Origin of the sequence: Lysinibacillus piscis (assembly GCF_026012395.1) — a bacterium.
In the GTDB taxonomy this organism is placed as follows: Bacteria; Bacillota; Bacilli; order Bacillales_A; family Planococcaceae; genus Lysinibacillus; species Lysinibacillus piscis.
In genome coordinates, this window is sequence record NZ_BRZA01000001.1 from 1 (window position 1) to 16,720 (window position 16,720).

Consider the following 16,720-nt stretch of genomic DNA (forward strand, 5'->3'; position numbering starts at 1 on the left):
AATGGCAATCACAGGTGCTAACCGCTTGTAAGCCATCCTTTTTTCCATTGGTTCACTGTATAATTTAGCCCAATAATAGATGGAGCGTTTGACCATATCATATTGGTTTGTGAATTGAATTTCAACACTGATCCATTCGTTCTTTTTTGTTTTGACCAACAAATCTAAGCGTGATTGCTTGTCCTCTTCATATTCTCCACCAATTTCCACATTATGAAAGGTAATATCCTCCACTACATCTCGTCCTGTCCGCTTTAACACCGCATTTAAAAAGACAACTGTAATGTCCTTATTTTTTTCATTGCCAAACAATTGCTTAAACGCATAATCAATCTTCAAATCCATCAGCTTCGTCAACGGCATTTTCAAAAGTGCTCGTTTATTCATTGTTTGTCCCCTTTTTTATCCATTATACCACAGCTGTGTCGCCAATTTTACTTCTCAAGTATTAACAAAAAGCTGTGAGGATATCACAGCTTTTTGCTATACAGATATTTTTAAGCACCCCATCTATGTGATCTTAGTTATTGCCTTACTATACGCAATACATCTACACTGAACGATGCACTGCTCTCCGAATTTCCACGATTTTTGAACCTGAAAATAGCAATAAGGCAGCCCAAATAAATGAAAATGCCATTAATTCAATATGGCTAAATGGCTCTTTATACAAAAGAACACCTAAAATTAGCACTGTTGTTGGCGTAATATATTGGATAAAACCAATTAAATAAAGCGGAATATTTTGTGCACCTTTCGCAAACAAAATTAATGGAACGGCCGTAACCACTCCGCCACCAATCAATAACCAGTCTGTTGTTCGATTGATATGTAAAAATGAAATTTCACTCGTCATCGCTAAATACATATAGTAGCCCAATGCAAATGGCAACATAAATAATGTTTCAATTACTAAGCCTCTTGTTGCATCCAGTACAACTTTCTTTTTCAGCACACTGTACGTAGCAAAAGAAAGGGCAATTAACAGCGCCATCCAAGGCACAGTTCCATAATTAATCGTTAAAATAAGTACCCCAACAAAAGCGACTCCTGCCGCAATCCACTGCGTACGACTAAGTGTTTCTTTAAAGAAAAATACGCCAAATACCACAGTAATTAATGGATTAATATAGTAGCCAAGGCTTGTCTCAATCAAATGGTCATGTGTTACTGCCCAAATGTATAAAAACCAGTTCAATGAAATAACAAATGAAGCACCTACAAGCTGCCAAAATTGACGTGGATGTGTCCATAAATGTTTTAAATCTGCTAGTAATGCTTTTCGTAATCCTAATACAATGACAAGCAATGCCGTTAATAGAAAAGACCAAATAACACGTGATAATAAAATTTCAATGCTCGCTACATGTGCTAGTAATTTCCAATACAACGGAAATGCCCCCCAAATCGCATACGCTGAAAAAGCTGAAAGTATCCCTTTTTTCTCATTTGACACTGTCTACACCTCCCTATTTCTAAAAGAATAGAGTTAATTATAGGACTTTACTAGAGTGATGTAAACGCAAACGACTTCCTGCATCATTTATACAGGAAGTCGTTCAATTATACTTTCTTTAATTTTTCATATTCAAGCTGTAGACGTTCAATACGTTTACGTCCTTCTTCACGATTGCGTGCTGTTTCAGCTTGGATCTGCTTGGTCTCTTGAATACCCGCCATAATCGTTTGCCATGTTGTTTCAATGGTTTCGATTTTAATGCTTGGGCTTCCTGCTGTGCGAGCAATATTAACACTATTCTTACTAATATTCTCCGCATTGCGCACCAGCATTTCATTTGTACGACGGTCCAGCTCACTCATCGAATTGGCAATTAAGCTTTGACGCTTTAATGTCACCGCATGGATTAAGCCTTGTTTAAAAATCGGAATCGTCGTCACAAATGCTGAGTTAATTTTTGCAATTAAATGGTTGTTGCCTTGTTGCATTAAACGAATTTGTGGAGCTGATTGGAAGGATACTTGCTGTGCCATTTCTAAATCATAGCGGCGTTGCTCCAGCAATTCCACTGCACGCACCATCGTTTCATGCTCCATCGCCGCCATTTGGTCGCCTGTTTGTGCTTTTTGCTCTAGTGCAGGCAATGTGGCACGTACTTCTTCTGCCTTCACTTCAATCGCTGCGACAAATTTACTTAATGTTTGGAAATAATTTAAGTTTTGGTCATATAAATTTTCCAAATCAATCGTATTCCGCTTCATTTCCACTTCATATTTTTGAATTTCACGATAAATAATATCGACTTCTTTATTCATACTATCGTATTTGGATAAAAAGCGCTCTAATTGCTCCTTACCTTTACTAAATAGCTTCGTAATAAAGCCACCTTTTTTTTCCTCAGAAAAATCTTTCGGATCAAATTTATCCATAATTTTATTCAAATTATTTAAGAGCACACTCGATTCTTCAAGCTTACTTGCTCTCATTGTGGCAAGCATTTTATCAGAAAAGACCGAAATGCCACTTGCCGTTTCCTTGCCAAGCTCTAACATCGCAATTTGATCTTTCACATCAATACGCTGTGCCAATGAACGCACTTCAGGATCTTGCTTCAACGCAAGCTGGTGCTGCGCAATTTGCGATAGCTCCTGCTCTGACACAAGTGTAGGTGGCTGTTGTGGAGTTGCCTGCATCAGCGGATTTACTTGTGGCTGCTGGAACAATGGATTGTCCTGTGGCTGCTGATAGGCTGGCTCTGGTTGTTGAAACAGCGGATTTGCTTGTGGTTGTTGTTGGAATAAAGGATTTTCTGAAGCAAATGGGTCCTTTGATTGATATTCGTTATTAGACATACATATACCCCCTATGAATTCGGCTACTATGTAGAGGTTCAAGCCTCTCTGGTTATTTACCCTCTTGTACTATACGAATCTTATGTCAAAAAAGTTTCATCTTACACGGACAAAATAAGAGTCATGCAAAGTATACGAATCGACATTTTCTTGATAAATCAAACAATAGCAAGCTGAATCTATATGATCAGCATATATTTGAACATATTGTCGATTTTGGAGCATCTTAGTAAGCTGAGGACTGCTGGGCAATTGCGCTAAATAATGAAAAACACGCACAAACTCCTCTTCCGTTGCAGGTCGTTGTGATTCAGAATTTTGCGCTAATATAGCTTCACCTCTTATCTCAAGTATAACTTGTTCAAAACGGAAATTCGACTATATTTGCAAATAATCAAAAAAGTAGCCACATGACATGGCTACTTCCCATACATTACGTTGTTACTTTTAACACCGTTTTAATTTTTTGAATGACACCACCTGTGCTATATGTCAGCACACTGCGTTTATAGAAGGATAGGCTAAATACATAGCAAACCACAATTGTTGCGACTAAAACACCTAGAGATAATAATGGCTCGATTACACCTATATCTGTTGCCCCAATACGCATTGGCATCACCATCCCAGAAGTAAACGGAATATAAGAGAATACTTTAATCAATAATGTATCAGGATTACCAAGCCCCGTTAGCATTACATAGAAGCCGATAATCGTAATAATCATAGCTGGCATTAATACTTGCCCTCCCTCCTCTACTTTTGAAACTAGAGAGCCAAATAATGCACCAACAATTAAATACAATAGAATTGTTAAGAATAAAAAGAGGACAGCATAAATCACATAGCCAATGGATAATTCCTGTACAATCTCTCCTGCCGCTTTCCACACAGCCCCGTCTTTAATAAAGCGTGCATAGACTAAAAAGACAGCCGCAATAATACCCATCTGTGTAAGAGCTAGTAATAAAACACCTGCAATTTTCGCTTTAAAATGAGTGCCTGGTTTCACGCTTACTAACAATAGCTCCATAGCGCGTGACCCTTTTTCTGAAGCAATTTCTGTCGTAATCATGGATAAAAACGTCGAAATAAAGAAGTAGATTAAAATACCTACTACATAAGACAACATCAAGCCTGACTGCTTTTCTTCCTCACTTTTACCGTCAGTAGCCGCCTCATTTAAATTTTTCGTTGAAATTATTGTTTGGGCTGTCATAATTTGTGCCGCTTGCTCAGGTGTTAAGGACAATTGCTGAACAGCATAGTGCTGACCCGCATATTGTAGCACTGAAGATAGTGCTGTTTGATCATTTAATTTTAATGGTGTATATGTAGCAATTTCTGCATGTAATTGACCTTGTTGATCACTAATCGTCACAATCGCCGTCAGTTCTTCATCCTTTAGCTGTTTCTCTAATACCTTGACATCTGTTTCGTCCTGTACAAATTCCATATTGCCACTTGCAACAAAGAGGCTGCTTAAATCAGCTGTTGTATCATTGATAATGGCAATTTGCTGCACCTTATCGTCACCCATCAAAAGCTCTTTAATATCTGACCAAAACACAGCAACAGATAACACTAAAATATATAAGGCTGTCATTAGAACAAAGGATTTTGATTTTATCTTAGATTTATATAATTGCTTCATTAACAAACTAAACTTCGACATGCTGACCACCAACCTTATCTTTAAAGATTTCATCTAACGATAAATAATCTAAGCTGAATTTTTCAATATAGCGCCCATTAGAAAGTTGCTCGAAAATGGTCTGTGCAAAACGTTCATCCTCTAAAAGTAGTACTGTTTGCTCTTTTTCTACCCGCACATCCTTCACACCATCTAATGCGAGCAATTGTGTTGTAGACCATTCTGTTCGTACCGCTAGTCGTGTTTTGCCGTATTGCTTCTTTAAATCTAATAGGCTTCCTGAAAATAAAGAGACACCACGCTTTAATAAGCAAAGATGGTCACATAGCTCCTCAACATTGTCCATTTGATGGCTGGAAAATAAAATCGTTGTGCCTTGCTCTTTCAATAATAAGATGGCATCCTTTAACAAATCTTTATTAACAGGATCTAAGCCACTAAACGGTTCATCCAATATTAAAAATTTTGGCTTATGAATAAAGCTGGCAATGAGCTGTACTTTTTGCTGATTCCCCTTCGATAATGTTTCCGCCTTATCCTTGCGTTTTTCCTCCAGCTCAAAGCGTTGAATCCAGAAATCAATCTCTTTTTTCAACTCCGCCTTCTTCATGCCGCGTAATTCACCAAAGAAGTAGAGCTGATCCTCCACCTTCATCGTTGGAAAAATCCCACGCTCCTCTGGCAAATAACCAAGTACATCTCGGTTAATAGCGTTGACTGGCTGACCATCCCATGTAATCGTACCTGCTGTCGTTTCCTGCAAATCTAAAATCATACGGAAGGTCGTTGTTTTGCCTGCCCCATTTTGCCCAATAAGCCCGAAAATTTCTCCCCTGTCAATCGTAAAATTCAAATCATCCACCGCAGTAAAATCCTTGTACTTCTTTGTGACATGCTGTAGCTGTAATGTCATCGTCTCTCCCTACCTTTCAAATAATTGTGCTTCTTTTTGTAACCTTTTTTTACGTTTATTTACTCTTATCATAAGTATGCTAAGCGGCCATAAAAGTAGAGCGTCTAATAGTCCAACCCCTTTATTAAGGTAATGATCCTGTACAATATTGATACAAACCACAAAAATGTCAATTAACGCCATCAATAACATCACATTTCTGATCCATGTTAAATATTTCACTTTTGAATGATGATCTGATAATAATTCAAACGGACCATCTGCTGTTTTTTTACGATAATAAGCCCATGCGCCATGTTTCGTTACATAGTCAATATTCATCGATTGCAAAAAATCAAAATAATCCTTAGATTTTCCTATAACTAATTCATTACGGTAAATATATTCCCCTGGCTGCCCTTGTTCAAAAATAAAATAGAACAATATTGCTTTTTCTAAATGCCAGCCTTGTGCCGCCATCTCATTAACCCATGCTTCCTCTTTTTCGTAATCCACAAAAAATCGGTATATTTTTTTCTTCATTTCGCCTCCCCCTTTGTTATACGGACACCATTATCAAAAAGTTCCTTTAATCGCAAAATTTCGTAGTTCACTACTTTTTTGCCACTTGCTGTAATGACATATTCCTTTTTACGCCCATCTCCATCAAGTGCCTCAATCCAGCCACGCTCCACCATGGTTTTTATGGCTCCATAAATTGTGCCTGCCCCAAGCTGTACACGTCCATTACTGATTTCCTCCACTAACTGCATCATGCCATAGCCATGCCTCGGCTCATACAGTGCCAATAACATATAATAGACACCCTCCGTTAATGGCGGATATTCCTGTGTCATATCAACACCTCCATATATCGGCTGACAATATATCGTCCTTCGATATAAATATATCAGCGACCGATATAGTTGTCAATTCTATTTTTAGAAATTTTTGTACTATACACTAAAAATACATAATGATAAAAGAACGACAAGATAGGAGTGATTTTGATGCCATTAACAAAAAGTGAAAGACAAAACGTATTCCATTCGCCCTGGATATAGATGCGACTAATAATGGTAAACTCTCCACTTTCACAAAAATTTGCGCAAGCAATAGGAAAATGGCGAAGTATTAGCTAGCTATTTGAAATAAGCGATTGTTGAAAAATATGTAAAATACTAATATTATTATCATTTAGAATGAAGGGGAGAAATCTGATTGCTGTTGGGGAAAAATATACTCTATCGCCACTTGGCATTAGATGTTATACTAATTTAAAATATTTTAGGAGGAATATAATGGTTACTTGTTATTTGAAATATATTATTGATCCCTATAAAGTAAATGAATTTGAAAAATACGGCAAGATGTGGATTCCACTTGTCAATAAATTAGGTGGTACACATCATGGTTATTTCCTTCCACATGAAGGTGCTAATAATATTGCCTATGCTTTATTTACTTTTCCAAGTTTAGCTGCGTATGAAGAGTATCGAATAAAAATGGCAGTAGATACAGAGTGTCAAGCAGCGTTTAAATTTGCTGAAGATACTAAATGTATTTTAAGTTATGAAAGAAGTTTTATGCGCCCTCTATTTGAGTAAATAACTACATTAGTAAAAATGACTTCTTTTTCGTTTACGTAACGAAAAAAGAAGTCATTTTTATTCAGGTTTTCAAACTATTAATATGCATGCATTATAGTATAAGAGCACAAAAAACATACAACTTACATTCACTATCACTATGCCCAATCATCAAACCAAGTCGGCAGTAGCTAGAGTTTTCTCCTCAATAGCAACTTTTCTATTACACTACCCAGCACCGCTCCGATAAACGCTGGTACTAGCCACCCTAAGCCTATTCCATAAAACGGTAGCACCTCTGCATAGAATGTAGCCGTGTTTTCTAAAAAGCCTATTTGTACAGCAGGTATATTGGCTACTAATGCTGTATAACCATCAATAATACTCACGAAAAATGTCAATAGTATCGTTGTGACATAGACAGCTCGTTTATTCGTCACAAAGGTTAGTAAAATCAAGACAATCGCTAATGGATAAATAAACATCAACACAGGTACAGCAAATTGAATAATTTTGCTGAGACCGAAGTTGGCTATACCGAATGACACAAGACATAAAATTAATACAAAACGTTGATAACTTACTTTAGGGTATAATTCATTGAAAAATTCGCTACAGGATGTAATTAAGCCAATACTCGTTTTTAAACAAGCAAGCACAATAATCGCAGCCAGTAAAATAGCTCCAAATGCGCCAAAATAATGCTCCGCTACAGCAGCAAAAATAAGACCGCCATTCTCCAATGTCCCAACAATGGCTAAGCTCGATGCGCCCATATAAGCAATTAATCCATACAATAGTGTCATTAAAGCCATTGCAAAGATACCAGCCTTCCATGTCACCTTTGCAATTTCTTTACGATCAGAAATACCTGTCCGTTTAATGGCGGCAATCACCACAATACCGAATGCTAAAGACGCCAGCGCATCCATCGTATTGTAGCCTTCTTTAAATCCTGTCATAAAGGCTTGTGTTACATAGTCTCCTGCTGGTTCACCAAATGCGCCCATCGGTTTGATAATACTGATTACAATCAATACAAACAGCATGATTAAAAAAGCTGGCGTTAAATATTTACCGACATAATCCATGATTTTGGCTGGATTCAAAGATAAATAATAGACGATTGCAAAAAATACTAAACTGAACAGCGCTAACCATAATGTCGTATGTTCCACTCCTATATATGGCTCAAAGCCCACGACAAACGGTACTGTCGCTGTACGAGGGATGGCAAAAAACGGTCCAATCGTTAAATAAAGCGCGATAGAAAAAATAACGCCAAACAGTGGATGTACACGATTCGCTAAATCTAATAAGCCATTACTGCCTGATAGACCAATCGCTAAAATACCTAAAAATGGTAAACCGATTGCTGTGACTAAAAAGCCTCCAAGCGCTAACCAAAAATGAGTGCCCGCTAATTGCCCCAGTTGAATCGGGAAAATTAAATTCCCCGCTCCGAAATACAACCCAAATAACATCGTGCCAATCACGACATAGGTTGAAAATGATACTTTTTGCTGCATAAACAATACTCCTTATTTCCATATAATTTTATCCTGTATTTTTCAGCAAATTTGTTACTCAAACTGCATGCACTAAATCAAGATAAAAGCCCCTTCAAAATAGATTTTTGGCACTCAAAAAAAATTCCGATACCATTCTGCTAAGGGACAATTGATTATACTAGCAAAAATAGTATAGTAAAACAATGCCTTTTACCAATTTAATTAAATTGAGCGCAAAATCATGACAAGTTGCTTATCCAGCGAATGAACATCATCTGTAGAATCATCACGATACCATTGAATAATTAACCAATAATCACCAAACTATTGCCGTTGATGGTGGTTAGACAGCCTACTAAGTAGACAAAAAGCCTGAACAATTCTAAAACACACAATACGTGTTTTACAGAATCATTCAGACTTTTCATTGGCAAAACGGCCACTTTATTTTTCTATATATTTTAACTGATAGGTCATGCTATCTGTCACATCCCCATCGATTTCAAAATGACCTTGTTCAGCGAGGAATAATAAACGATTTTCCAAATATTCCTCACTCAAATAATCTTCTATTTCACTATAGACATTGCCCATAATACGTGTTGGAGATAGCCACTCTTCCTGAGACTGTTCATGCGTACTTTTTGCACAGGCAAGGATAGTCGCATCAAAGGCATTCTCCTCTACATGTGTAATGCCCTGTTGCCATAAACGCAATGTATTTGGTGTTTGGATGAGTGTTGCCCATTCATTTGCTAATTGCTGACATTCTTGGACAGAAAAACGTCTTGCTTCTTGGCGTAGCTTCATCAACATAGCTGATGATAGCTCACCTGTATGGCGAATGCTCATCTTTGACTGTAATCGCTCAAGCCCTTCTGTCGCATCTACGCCATATATTCTACTACACTTATGAATAAATTCGCTCATTACATAGCGTAATGCTATTTCTTCATACGCATTTTGACTGTACCAAACCCAAACATCGACATTACATGGTACATTTGCGATTGCTTTTTTCCACACTTGATAGACATCTTCATATAAATCCTGATCCTCTTGGCTTCTAAATATGTGTTTCTCCAACCAGCTTTTACGCTCTTCCAACGTAGTAAGCGGTCCAATCGAAAACATATCATGAATACAAATAACCGATTCTGTTCGTTGTAATTGATGTTGACGTATTGCATGCTTAATCGAGCCTTGCGTTGATAAATTAAATGTAATATGTAAAATAGCCATCCCCACTCCCCCTTATCACGTATTTTACTATATTGAACTTAGTATAATCATGCTCTCACGAAAAATACAATATCTAACTTGTGAATAAAAGAAATTTTATTCTGTATTAATGGACAGGGTGACGCTGATTATTCATCATAAACAGCAATGATATATACCGAATTTTCTTTTAATTCTGTTATTTCTATTGACAAATACAAAATAATCAGGCATGCTAGTAAGCACTTCAATATAGATAACAAGCAGAGGAAGACCAGTATGTAGACACTAATTATCGTAGAGAGCAATATCCGTGGGCTGAAAGGTATTGTATAAAAAAGACTACAGAACCTACTTCATCACATGTCCTATTCAGTAGGCGCAGACTCAAGCGTTATGAGGAAAGTGGAATGTCAACACGACGTTCAATGTAGGTGGTACCACGGAAAGCAAACCTTTTCGTCCTAATTTTTATAGGATGAAAAGGTTTTTTATCGTATTTAATTGGAGGGATACTTATGCGAAGAAAACGAATTGTTGTCAAAATTGGGAGTAGCTCTTTAACCAATGCAAAAGGTGAAATCGATCAAGTGCGTTTACTCGAACATGTACAAGCCATTGCTACATTAAAACAGCAAGGACATGACGTGTTACTTGTATCATCGGGTGCAGTAGCAGCAGGATTTAAAAAGCTTGGCTACCCTGCCCGTCCTGTTACCATTAAAGGCAAGCAAGCAGCAGCGGCTGTTGGGCAAAGTTTATTGATTCAAAGCTATCATGCCTTATTTGGTATTTATGATATTATACCAGCACAAATTTTGCTAACACGCACGGATTTTTCCACAAAGGAGCGTTATCAAAATGCCTATGCAACCTTTGAGGAATTGCTAGAGCGTGCCATTGTGCCAATTATTAATGAAAACGATACAGTATCTGTCCGTGAATTAACATTTGGAGATAATGATATGCTATCAGCACTTGTTAGTGGGCTTGTTCATGCAGACCAACTCATTATTTTAACAGACATTAATGGCTTGTATACCGCTAATCCAGCCAAAAATTCACAGGCACAGCGCATTGACCGTTTGACTGATATTACAGACGAAATGCTAAGCTTTGCTGATGGAACGGGCTCTAAAGTTGGTACAGGTGGCATGACATCCAAATTACTAGCAGCACGTGCGGCTTTACAGGCAGGTGTCAAAGTCTTTATTGGCACAGGATATGGAGCTGATAAGCTAAGCAAAATTGTCGAAGGTCAGGGCGATGGTACATATGTAGAGCATGAAGCACTCGCTACCTTGACAAATGCTAAGCAATGGATTGCACTTACGGAAGTGTCTGGTAAAATATTCATAGATGCAGGTGCACAGCAAGCATTATTAGAAAATGGAAAAAGCTTATTACCTGCTGGTATCTATCATCTTGAAGGTGATTTTGGGCAAGGTGATGTTGTAGAAGTTTATCATGAAAAGGAATTGCTTGGTCGTGGTGAGATTGGCTATTCCTCTACAGAATTATTACAGGCAATGGGCAAACGAACAGATGCCTTAACTAATCATCCTATTGAGGTCATTCATCGAGATAAATGGCTAAAAATACAAACAAATTGAGGGGGACATACAATGCCAAGTGAAGTTCAAGAAAAAGGTCGACTAGCCAAAGCCACAAGCTATATTCTTAATATTAAAACAACTGCTGAAAAAAATCAGGCACTGACAAAAATTGCAGAACAATTACTGGTGGATCAAGCTGCCATTATTAGCGCAAATGACAAGGATTTAACGATTGGAAAAGAGCAAGGCATGTCTACGGCTGTTTTAGATCGCATTATGCTCAACAAAGAACGAATCGAAGCGATGGCCCAAGCCGTTCAGCAGCTCATCGCATTACCTGATCCAATTGGTCATTTATTAGAGCGCATTGAAAAAGAAAATGGGTTAATCATCGAAAAACGCGCTGTACCACTTGGTGTCATTGCCATGATTTATGAAGCACGTCCAAATGTCACAGTAGATGCTGCTACTCTAGCATTAAAAACAGGCAATGCCGTGATTTTGCGTGGCAGCTCATCTGCCAAGCATTCCAATATCGCACTTGTAACGAGTATTCAACGTGCTCTTGAAAAAACGGCTATCCCTATAGAAGCTGTTCAACTAATTGAGGACACAAGTCGAGAAACAGCCAAGGAACTTTTCCATTTAAAAGAATATTTAGATGTCTTAATTCCTCGAGGTGGCAAAGCACTCATTGATTTGGTTGTCAAAGAAGCGACTGTTCCTGTACTCGAAACAGGTGCAGGTAATTGCCATATCTATATTGACGAAACAGCCGATTACAGCCAGACGGAAAAAATTTGTGTGAATGCCAAAACACAGCGTCCATCTGTTTGTAATGCTATCGAAAATCTACTGATTCATCCGATTTGGTTTCAGCAGTATGGCACACAATTATTACAGACCTTACAGCAAGCAAATGTCACGATTATTGGAGATGAAAAGGTATGCCAAACATGGACAGCCGCTCAGCCAGCAAATGAGGAGGACTATGCAACAGAATATTTAGATTTAAAGATTTGTGTGAAAATCGTAGAAAATTTATATGAAGCGATTGAGCATATTAACCGCTATGGCACGCATCATTCAGAAGCGATTATGACCGAAGATTCTTTAGCTGCCACTACTTTTTTAAAGAGTGTTGATGCTGCTGCTGTTTATCATAATGCCTCTACCCGCTTTACAGATGGCTTTGAATTTGGCTATGGTGCAGAAATTGGCATTAGCACACAAAAACTACATGCACGCGGGCCAATGGGCTTACCTGCCTTAACCTCTACTAAATACATGATTTATGGCGATGGTCAGATTCGAGAATAGAGGTAGTAGTATGAATATATCCGCTATCATCAAACTCACAGTGTCAATGGCACTCTTCGGCTCCATTGGCTTTTTCACAGTCCATACAGGCATTCCAGCGATTGAACTCGTCTTTGTTCGTTGTATTTGTGCTACCCTTTTCCTTGGCGGTATGTGGCTTGCGACAGGTAGCCATCGAACAGAAGTATGGCAACGACAAGAGCTTATCAGAACATTGCTATGTGGCATTTTTATTGTATTAAATTGGGTATTTTTGTTTAAAGCCTTTGAGGAAATGTCGATTTCAATTGCTATTTCGATTTATAATCTAGCACCAATTTTTGTCTTGTTATTGGGGGCAATTGTCTTAAAGGAAAAAATGACAATACAGGCTTTAGTGGCAACGATTACTTGCTTTATCGGTAGCCTTTTCGTTATTGGGCTACAAAACTTCATCTCGCTGTCAGAATTTATGCAATCAGGCTTTGTATGGGCTTTGCTATCAGCCATTTTTTATGCACTGACAATGCTGACGAGCAAAACCATTACAAAGCTAAGCTCTTATGCCTTAACGTATATTCAAACAACAGTTGGAATTGTGATGTTGCTACCTTTTGTGGATTTTTCCGTATTTGAAGGATTAACGACCACGAACTGGCTCTTTATTTTGGGTACAGGCTTTATACATACCGGCTTTGTTTATTATTTATTTTTTGATAGTATTCGTAGTCTTTCCACAATACTTGTTTCGGTCTTAGTATTTGTTGACCCTGTTGTAGCGATATTGCTGGATATGTTATTGTTGGACTTCATGCCAAGCCTTATGCAAACAATAGGCATCGTCCTTATTTTCGGCGGTATTTTCTATACCATTTATATACCGAAGCGGAAAAAAACATTACTTGAATGATCAAGGAGAATGGCATGAAACGAAAACATCACATGGTTTAACAGCTATCATCATTAAAGGTGTCAACTTAAATCCCGTTCAATTTATGACATCCAAGAAATAATCATAGCTAATCTAAAAGGGCTGTTGAGAAAAATTTTTCTCAACAGCCCTTTTTAGCCTTGACGAGACTCTGTCATCTGCTTCCACACAGAGCCCTTTGCCTCTTCTCCTTGCTCAATACGAGCAATCGCCATTTTGATTTGTAGCTTCACTTCAAACTCTTTGTCATCCTCCGCTGCTTTTAATGCTGCTAAAGAATCCTCTGAGCCCACTTCATATAAATACATCGCTGCACGCCAACGCACTAGCTTGTTTTTATCTTGGAGTGCCTGTTGCATAGCCTTTTCAAACTCTTCTAAGCCCAAGTCACTCATACAATCGCCAGCTGTTCGACGCACCGCTGCACTTTTGTCTTGCAATGCCTGTTCTAAATAAGGCACGACCGCTACATCCTCAATCATCCCTAAATACACCGTAGCCAATCGACGAATAGACATTTGCTCATCTTGTAAGGCAAGAGCCAATAATGGTAAATCTTCTACTGTTGGATCAGCCATTTGATCAAGTAATTGGAATCGTTTTTCCCAATCGGCCTGCTGGAATTCCTCCACTGTCACAGCTCGCTTCGTTTGATTATCCAGTATTTTTCCACCTTTATTATTGGCTGCAATAATTTCGGCTAAACGCTCTGCGGAATATGTGACATCAATTTCCTTTTTCACCGCTTCTGCAATCTCTTCTAATTCACCATAACGCACACCGTAATCAATCCATTTACGCTGGAAAATATAGTTTTCATCAGTAGCATTCACTGTGAGTGTATTGAATGCCTCTGTAAAACGTTCACCACAGCCAAGACGGTACTCACGGTTGTTATCAAAAGCCTTTACTTGCAATGGCACATTTTTATAAAATTGTACATGCACATACACTTCACCATAAAATTCATTCGCTATTTGCTGTGTTGTTTCAGGCTGTCCTTCTTCTCCTAACACTTGACGAATACTGGCTAGAATGCCTTCCCATGCATATTTTGCATTGCGCTCCACCGCAAAGAAATCCGCTACATGGTATACACCCTTGACACCTTCAATGGCTAAAATCGCTGCTGCCTCGCCTGTAGCCTCTGCTTGATTATCCTTTGTAAAATTATAGCTTTTGCCAAAGGGTAGCTCTGTATCGACAACAATCTTCATAGAATTTGGACTTGGTGTCGGTTCAATCGTTATAATTTTCATCGTGCTCGCTCCTATCTATCCATTTACAATTTCATCTAAGTATGACCAACGCTCAATCAGATGCTCATAATGGGCATTTAATTCATCCAGCTTAGCCGTTAATTCTTGTAGCTTAGTAAAATCTGCTCCTGCCGTTGCAATGCCCTCTTCGGTTTCCACTATCATAGCTTCTGCTTTTTCAATATCTGTGGCAATGGTTTCCCATTCCTTTTGCTCTTTAAACGACAGCTTCTTTTTCTCTGATTTTGGCTTCTCAGCTTTTGGTTTTTCTACTTTTGGCGCTTCTACCTTTACAGTCTCAGCCTGCTCACGTTTCTGTAAATATTCACTGTAAATATCCAATGTTTCCTCTACATGACCTTGTCCATCTAAAATCCATAGCTTCTTCGCTATTCGATCTAGGAAGAAACGGTCATGGGAAATGGTCATAACGACACCTGGAAAATGCTCGATAAAGTCCTCTAAAACCCCTAATGTCTCGATATCTAAGTCATTTGTCGGCTCATCTAGTAACAGCACATTCGGTTGCTCCATCAATAAGCGCAATAAATGCAGCCGCTTGCGCTCCCCACCCGATAATTTGCCAATCGGTGTGCCGTGTGCATACAGTGGGAATAAGAAACGCTCCAACATTTGGGCTGCAGAATAACGTACCCCCTCTGCATCTGTAATATCATTCGATGCCTCTCGTATGTATTCAATCATACGTTCATGCTCATTCATTTTCGGTAAGGTTTGTTTAAAATGGGCTAGCTTCACCGTTGAACCCATCTGAATTTCTCCTATATCTGGTTTCAATTCACCTGCGAGTAAATTCAACAAGGTTGATTTCCCAGCGCCATTCGCACCGATAATACCGATACGGTCACCTTGCTGTAATAAAAAGGAGAAATCGTCCAAAATCTTTTGTTCCCCAAAGGATTTCATAATGTGTTCAGCCTCTAACACCTTACGACCAAGACGAGTTGTGGCTAATCCCATTTCTAGTGAAACATCCTCCGTTTTACGTTCCAAGTTTCCTTCTAATTGCTCAAAGCGTTGAATACGTGCCTTTTGCTTTGTTGTACGTGCCTTGGCTCCACGGCGAATCCATTGCAATTCAGAGCGGTAGCGATTGCGATTTTTTTGGGCAGATGCTGCTTCCATTTCCTCACGAATGGCTCTTGCCTCTAGGTAATCACCGTAATTTCCTGTATGTCGATACAATGTTTGGTTTGCTAACTCATAAATATGTGTCGATAGCTCATCTAAAAAATAGCGATCATGGGTAATAAAAATAACCGCTCCTTTTAAACGGAGTACCATTTCTTGTAGCCATTCGGTTGATTGGACATCTAAATGGTTGGTCGGCTCATCCAGTAAATATAAATCGGCTGGCTCAATCAGCACTTTAGCCAATGCTACACGCTTTTGCTGTCCACCTGATAATGTCACGGCCTCTTTGTCAAACATATCAATGCCAAGCTTTGTCAGTGCCGTTTTTGCAAGTGCATTGACATCCCATGCTTGCTCCTCATCCATTCGGTGCTGTAAGCCAAATAGTGCGTTTTGTAGGTTCTCCGAAGTTGGATCAGCTGCTAGTGCCGCAACCGTTTCCTCGTATTGACGATTCAATTGTAAAATAGGTGAATCGCCTGCAAAGACAGCCTGTAATACCGTATCACCACTAGTAAAAGTAGGCTCCTGTGGCAAATAAGCAATACGATATTTATTTGGATGGTCTTTATTAATGGAATCCGCCTCTACCTCTCCAGCCAAAATGGACAGCAACGTCGATTTCCCTGTGCCATTAATGCCGATTAATCCTGCCCGTTCTCCCTCATAAATGGTAAATTCAATATTTTGAAAAAGTGTTTTATCGCCCACTGTTTTCGTTAAATTTTGTATAATTAAATGACTCATGTTATTTGTCCATCTCTTTCACTATATTCTCCTTTTTATCATAACACCAAATAGCTAGTGAAACAAAGGACAAGTCACTTCAATTAAGCAATAGC

Annotated in this window: 15 protein-coding genes; 4 read left to right on the plus strand and 11 right to left on the minus strand. The window is 38.6% G+C overall.

Annotated features, from left to right (window positions below):
• The 7 genes from OPF91_RS00005 to OPF91_RS00035 all read right to left on the minus strand — a co-directional run.
• A partial coding sequence (locus OPF91_RS00005; RefSeq protein WP_264986610.1) for an Rpn family recombination-promoting nuclease/putative transposase occupies positions 1-387 on the minus strand: 387 nt, incomplete at its 3' end.
• A gap of 163 nt (positions 388-550) precedes the next feature.
• On the minus strand, positions 551-1,456 hold the full coding sequence (rarD, locus tag OPF91_RS00010) for an EamA family transporter RarD (RefSeq protein WP_264986611.1): 906 nt from the start codon (positions 1,454-1,456) through the stop codon (positions 551-553).
• Positions 1,457-1,563: 107 nt separating this feature from the next.
• Positions 1,564-2,652 (minus strand): toxic anion resistance protein, encoded by a 1,089-nt coding sequence (locus tag OPF91_RS00015; RefSeq protein WP_264987839.1) that lies wholly within the window; start codon positions 2,650-2,652, stop codon positions 1,564-1,566.
• A gap of 592 nt (positions 2,653-3,244) precedes the next feature.
• Positions 3,245-4,486, minus strand: coding sequence for an ABC transporter permease (locus OPF91_RS00020; protein ID WP_264986612.1), 1,242 nt, complete (start codon positions 4,484-4,486; stop codon positions 3,245-3,247).
• Complete coding sequence (locus OPF91_RS00025) at positions 4,473-5,378, minus strand: ABC transporter ATP-binding protein (RefSeq protein ID WP_264986613.1); 906 nt, start codon at positions 5,376-5,378, stop codon at positions 4,473-4,475. The genes OPF91_RS00020 and OPF91_RS00025 overlap by 14 nt, the downstream gene beginning before the upstream one ends.
• Positions 5,379-5,387: 9 nt before the next feature.
• The gene (locus tag OPF91_RS00030) at positions 5,388-5,900 is read right to left on the minus strand and encodes a DUF2812 domain-containing protein (protein WP_264986615.1); all 513 of its coding nucleotides are present in this window, start codon (positions 5,898-5,900) and stop codon (positions 5,388-5,390) included.
• A complete protein-coding gene (locus OPF91_RS00035; protein WP_264986616.1) occupies positions 5,897-6,214 on the minus strand; it encodes a PadR family transcriptional regulator in 318 nt (105 codons plus the stop codon). The genes OPF91_RS00030 and OPF91_RS00035 overlap by 4 nt, the downstream gene beginning before the upstream one ends.
• 444 nt (positions 6,215-6,658) lie before the next feature.
• Between OPF91_RS00035 and OPF91_RS00040 the strand changes: the two genes are divergently transcribed.
• Positions 6,659-6,964: an NIPSNAP family protein gene (locus OPF91_RS00040; protein ID WP_264986617.1), complete on the plus strand. Its 306-nt coding sequence runs from the start codon at positions 6,659-6,661 to the stop codon at positions 6,962-6,964.
• Positions 6,965-7,137: 173 nt separating this feature from the next.
• On the opposite strand, the gene brnQ is transcribed toward OPF91_RS00040, so the two are convergent.
• Both brnQ and OPF91_RS00050 read right to left on the minus strand, forming a co-directional pair.
• Positions 7,138-8,475, minus strand: a complete 1,338-nt coding sequence (gene brnQ / locus OPF91_RS00045; protein ID WP_264986618.1) for a branched-chain amino acid transport system II carrier protein — start codon at positions 8,473-8,475, stop codon at positions 7,138-7,140.
• 426 nt (positions 8,476-8,901) lie between these two features.
• Positions 8,902-9,699 carry a DUF1835 domain-containing protein gene (locus OPF91_RS00050; protein WP_264986619.1) on the minus strand — a complete coding sequence of 266 codons (798 nt, stop codon included), beginning with the start codon at positions 9,697-9,699 and terminating at the stop codon, positions 8,902-8,904.
• Positions 9,700-10,196: 497 nt separating this feature from the next.
• Between OPF91_RS00050 and proB the strand changes: the two genes are divergently transcribed.
• Genes proB through OPF91_RS00065 form a run of 3 tightly spaced genes read left to right on the plus strand, consistent with a single transcriptional unit; the run spans position 10,197 to position 13,443 of the window.
• A complete protein-coding gene (gene proB / locus OPF91_RS00055) occupies positions 10,197-11,291 on the plus strand; it encodes a glutamate 5-kinase (protein ID WP_264986620.1) in 1,095 nt (364 codons plus the stop codon).
• A gap of 12 nt (positions 11,292-11,303) precedes the next feature.
• Positions 11,304-12,554, plus strand: coding sequence for a glutamate-5-semialdehyde dehydrogenase (locus OPF91_RS00060; protein ID WP_264986621.1), 1,251 nt, complete (start codon positions 11,304-11,306; stop codon positions 12,552-12,554).
• A gap of 10 nt (positions 12,555-12,564) precedes the next feature.
• Positions 12,565-13,443 carry a DMT family transporter gene (locus OPF91_RS00065; RefSeq protein ID WP_264986622.1) on the plus strand — a complete coding sequence of 293 codons (879 nt, stop codon included), beginning with the start codon at positions 12,565-12,567 and terminating at the stop codon, positions 13,441-13,443.
• A 155-nt stretch (positions 13,444-13,598) separates the two neighbouring features.
• Here OPF91_RS00065 and OPF91_RS00070 read toward each other — a convergent pair whose 3' ends face one another.
• Positions 13,599-14,723, minus strand: a complete 1,125-nt coding sequence (locus tag OPF91_RS00070) for a conserved virulence factor C family protein (RefSeq protein WP_264986623.1) — start codon at positions 14,721-14,723, stop codon at positions 13,599-13,601.
• Positions 14,724-14,738: 15 nt separating this feature from the next.
• On the minus strand, positions 14,739-16,625 hold the full coding sequence (locus OPF91_RS00075; RefSeq protein ID WP_264986624.1) for an ABC-F family ATP-binding cassette domain-containing protein: 1,887 nt from the start codon (positions 16,623-16,625) through the stop codon (positions 14,739-14,741).
• Positions 16,626-16,720: the final 95 nt, after the last annotated feature.

Bases quoted from the DNA above. Each gene is read 5' to 3' on its own strand.
- OPF91_RS00050 (WP_264986619.1), bottom strand. From the start codon at position 9,699: ATGGCTATTTTACATATTACATTTAATTTATCAACGCAAGGCTCGATT.
- OPF91_RS00065 (WP_264986622.1), top strand. From the start codon at position 12,565: ATGAATATATCCGCTATCATCAAACTCACAGTGTCAATGGCACTCTTC.
- OPF91_RS00040 (WP_264986617.1), top strand. From the start codon at position 6,659: ATGGTTACTTGTTATTTGAAATATATTATTGATCCCTATAAAGTAAAT.
- OPF91_RS00035 (WP_264986616.1), bottom strand. From the start codon at position 6,214: ATGACACAGGAATATCCGCCATTAACGGAGGGTGTCTATTATATGTTA.
- OPF91_RS00025 (WP_264986613.1), bottom strand. From the start codon at position 5,378: ATGACATTACAGCTACAGCATGTCACAAAGAAGTACAAGGATTTTACT.
- OPF91_RS00060 (WP_264986621.1), top strand. From the start codon at position 11,304: ATGCCAAGTGAAGTTCAAGAAAAAGGTCGACTAGCCAAAGCCACAAGC.
- OPF91_RS00075 (WP_264986624.1), bottom strand. From the start codon at position 16,625: ATGAGTCATTTAATTATACAAAATTTAACGAAAACAGTGGGCGATAAA.
- OPF91_RS00070 (WP_264986623.1), bottom strand. From the start codon at position 14,723: ATGAAAATTATAACGATTGAACCGACACCAAGTCCAAATTCTATGAAG.
- brnQ (WP_264986618.1), bottom strand. From the start codon at position 8,475: ATGCAGCAAAAAGTATCATTTTCAACCTATGTCGTGATTGGCACGATG.
- OPF91_RS00030 (WP_264986615.1), bottom strand. From the start codon at position 5,900: ATGAAGAAAAAAATATACCGATTTTTTGTGGATTACGAAAAAGAGGAA.
- proB (WP_264986620.1), top strand. From the start codon at position 10,197: ATGCGAAGAAAACGAATTGTTGTCAAAATTGGGAGTAGCTCTTTAACC.
- OPF91_RS00015 (WP_264987839.1), bottom strand. From the start codon at position 2,652: ATGCAGGCAACTCCACAACAGCCACCTACACTTGTGTCAGAGCAGGAG.
- OPF91_RS00020 (WP_264986612.1), bottom strand. From the start codon at position 4,486: ATGTCGAAGTTTAGTTTGTTAATGAAGCAATTATATAAATCTAAGATA.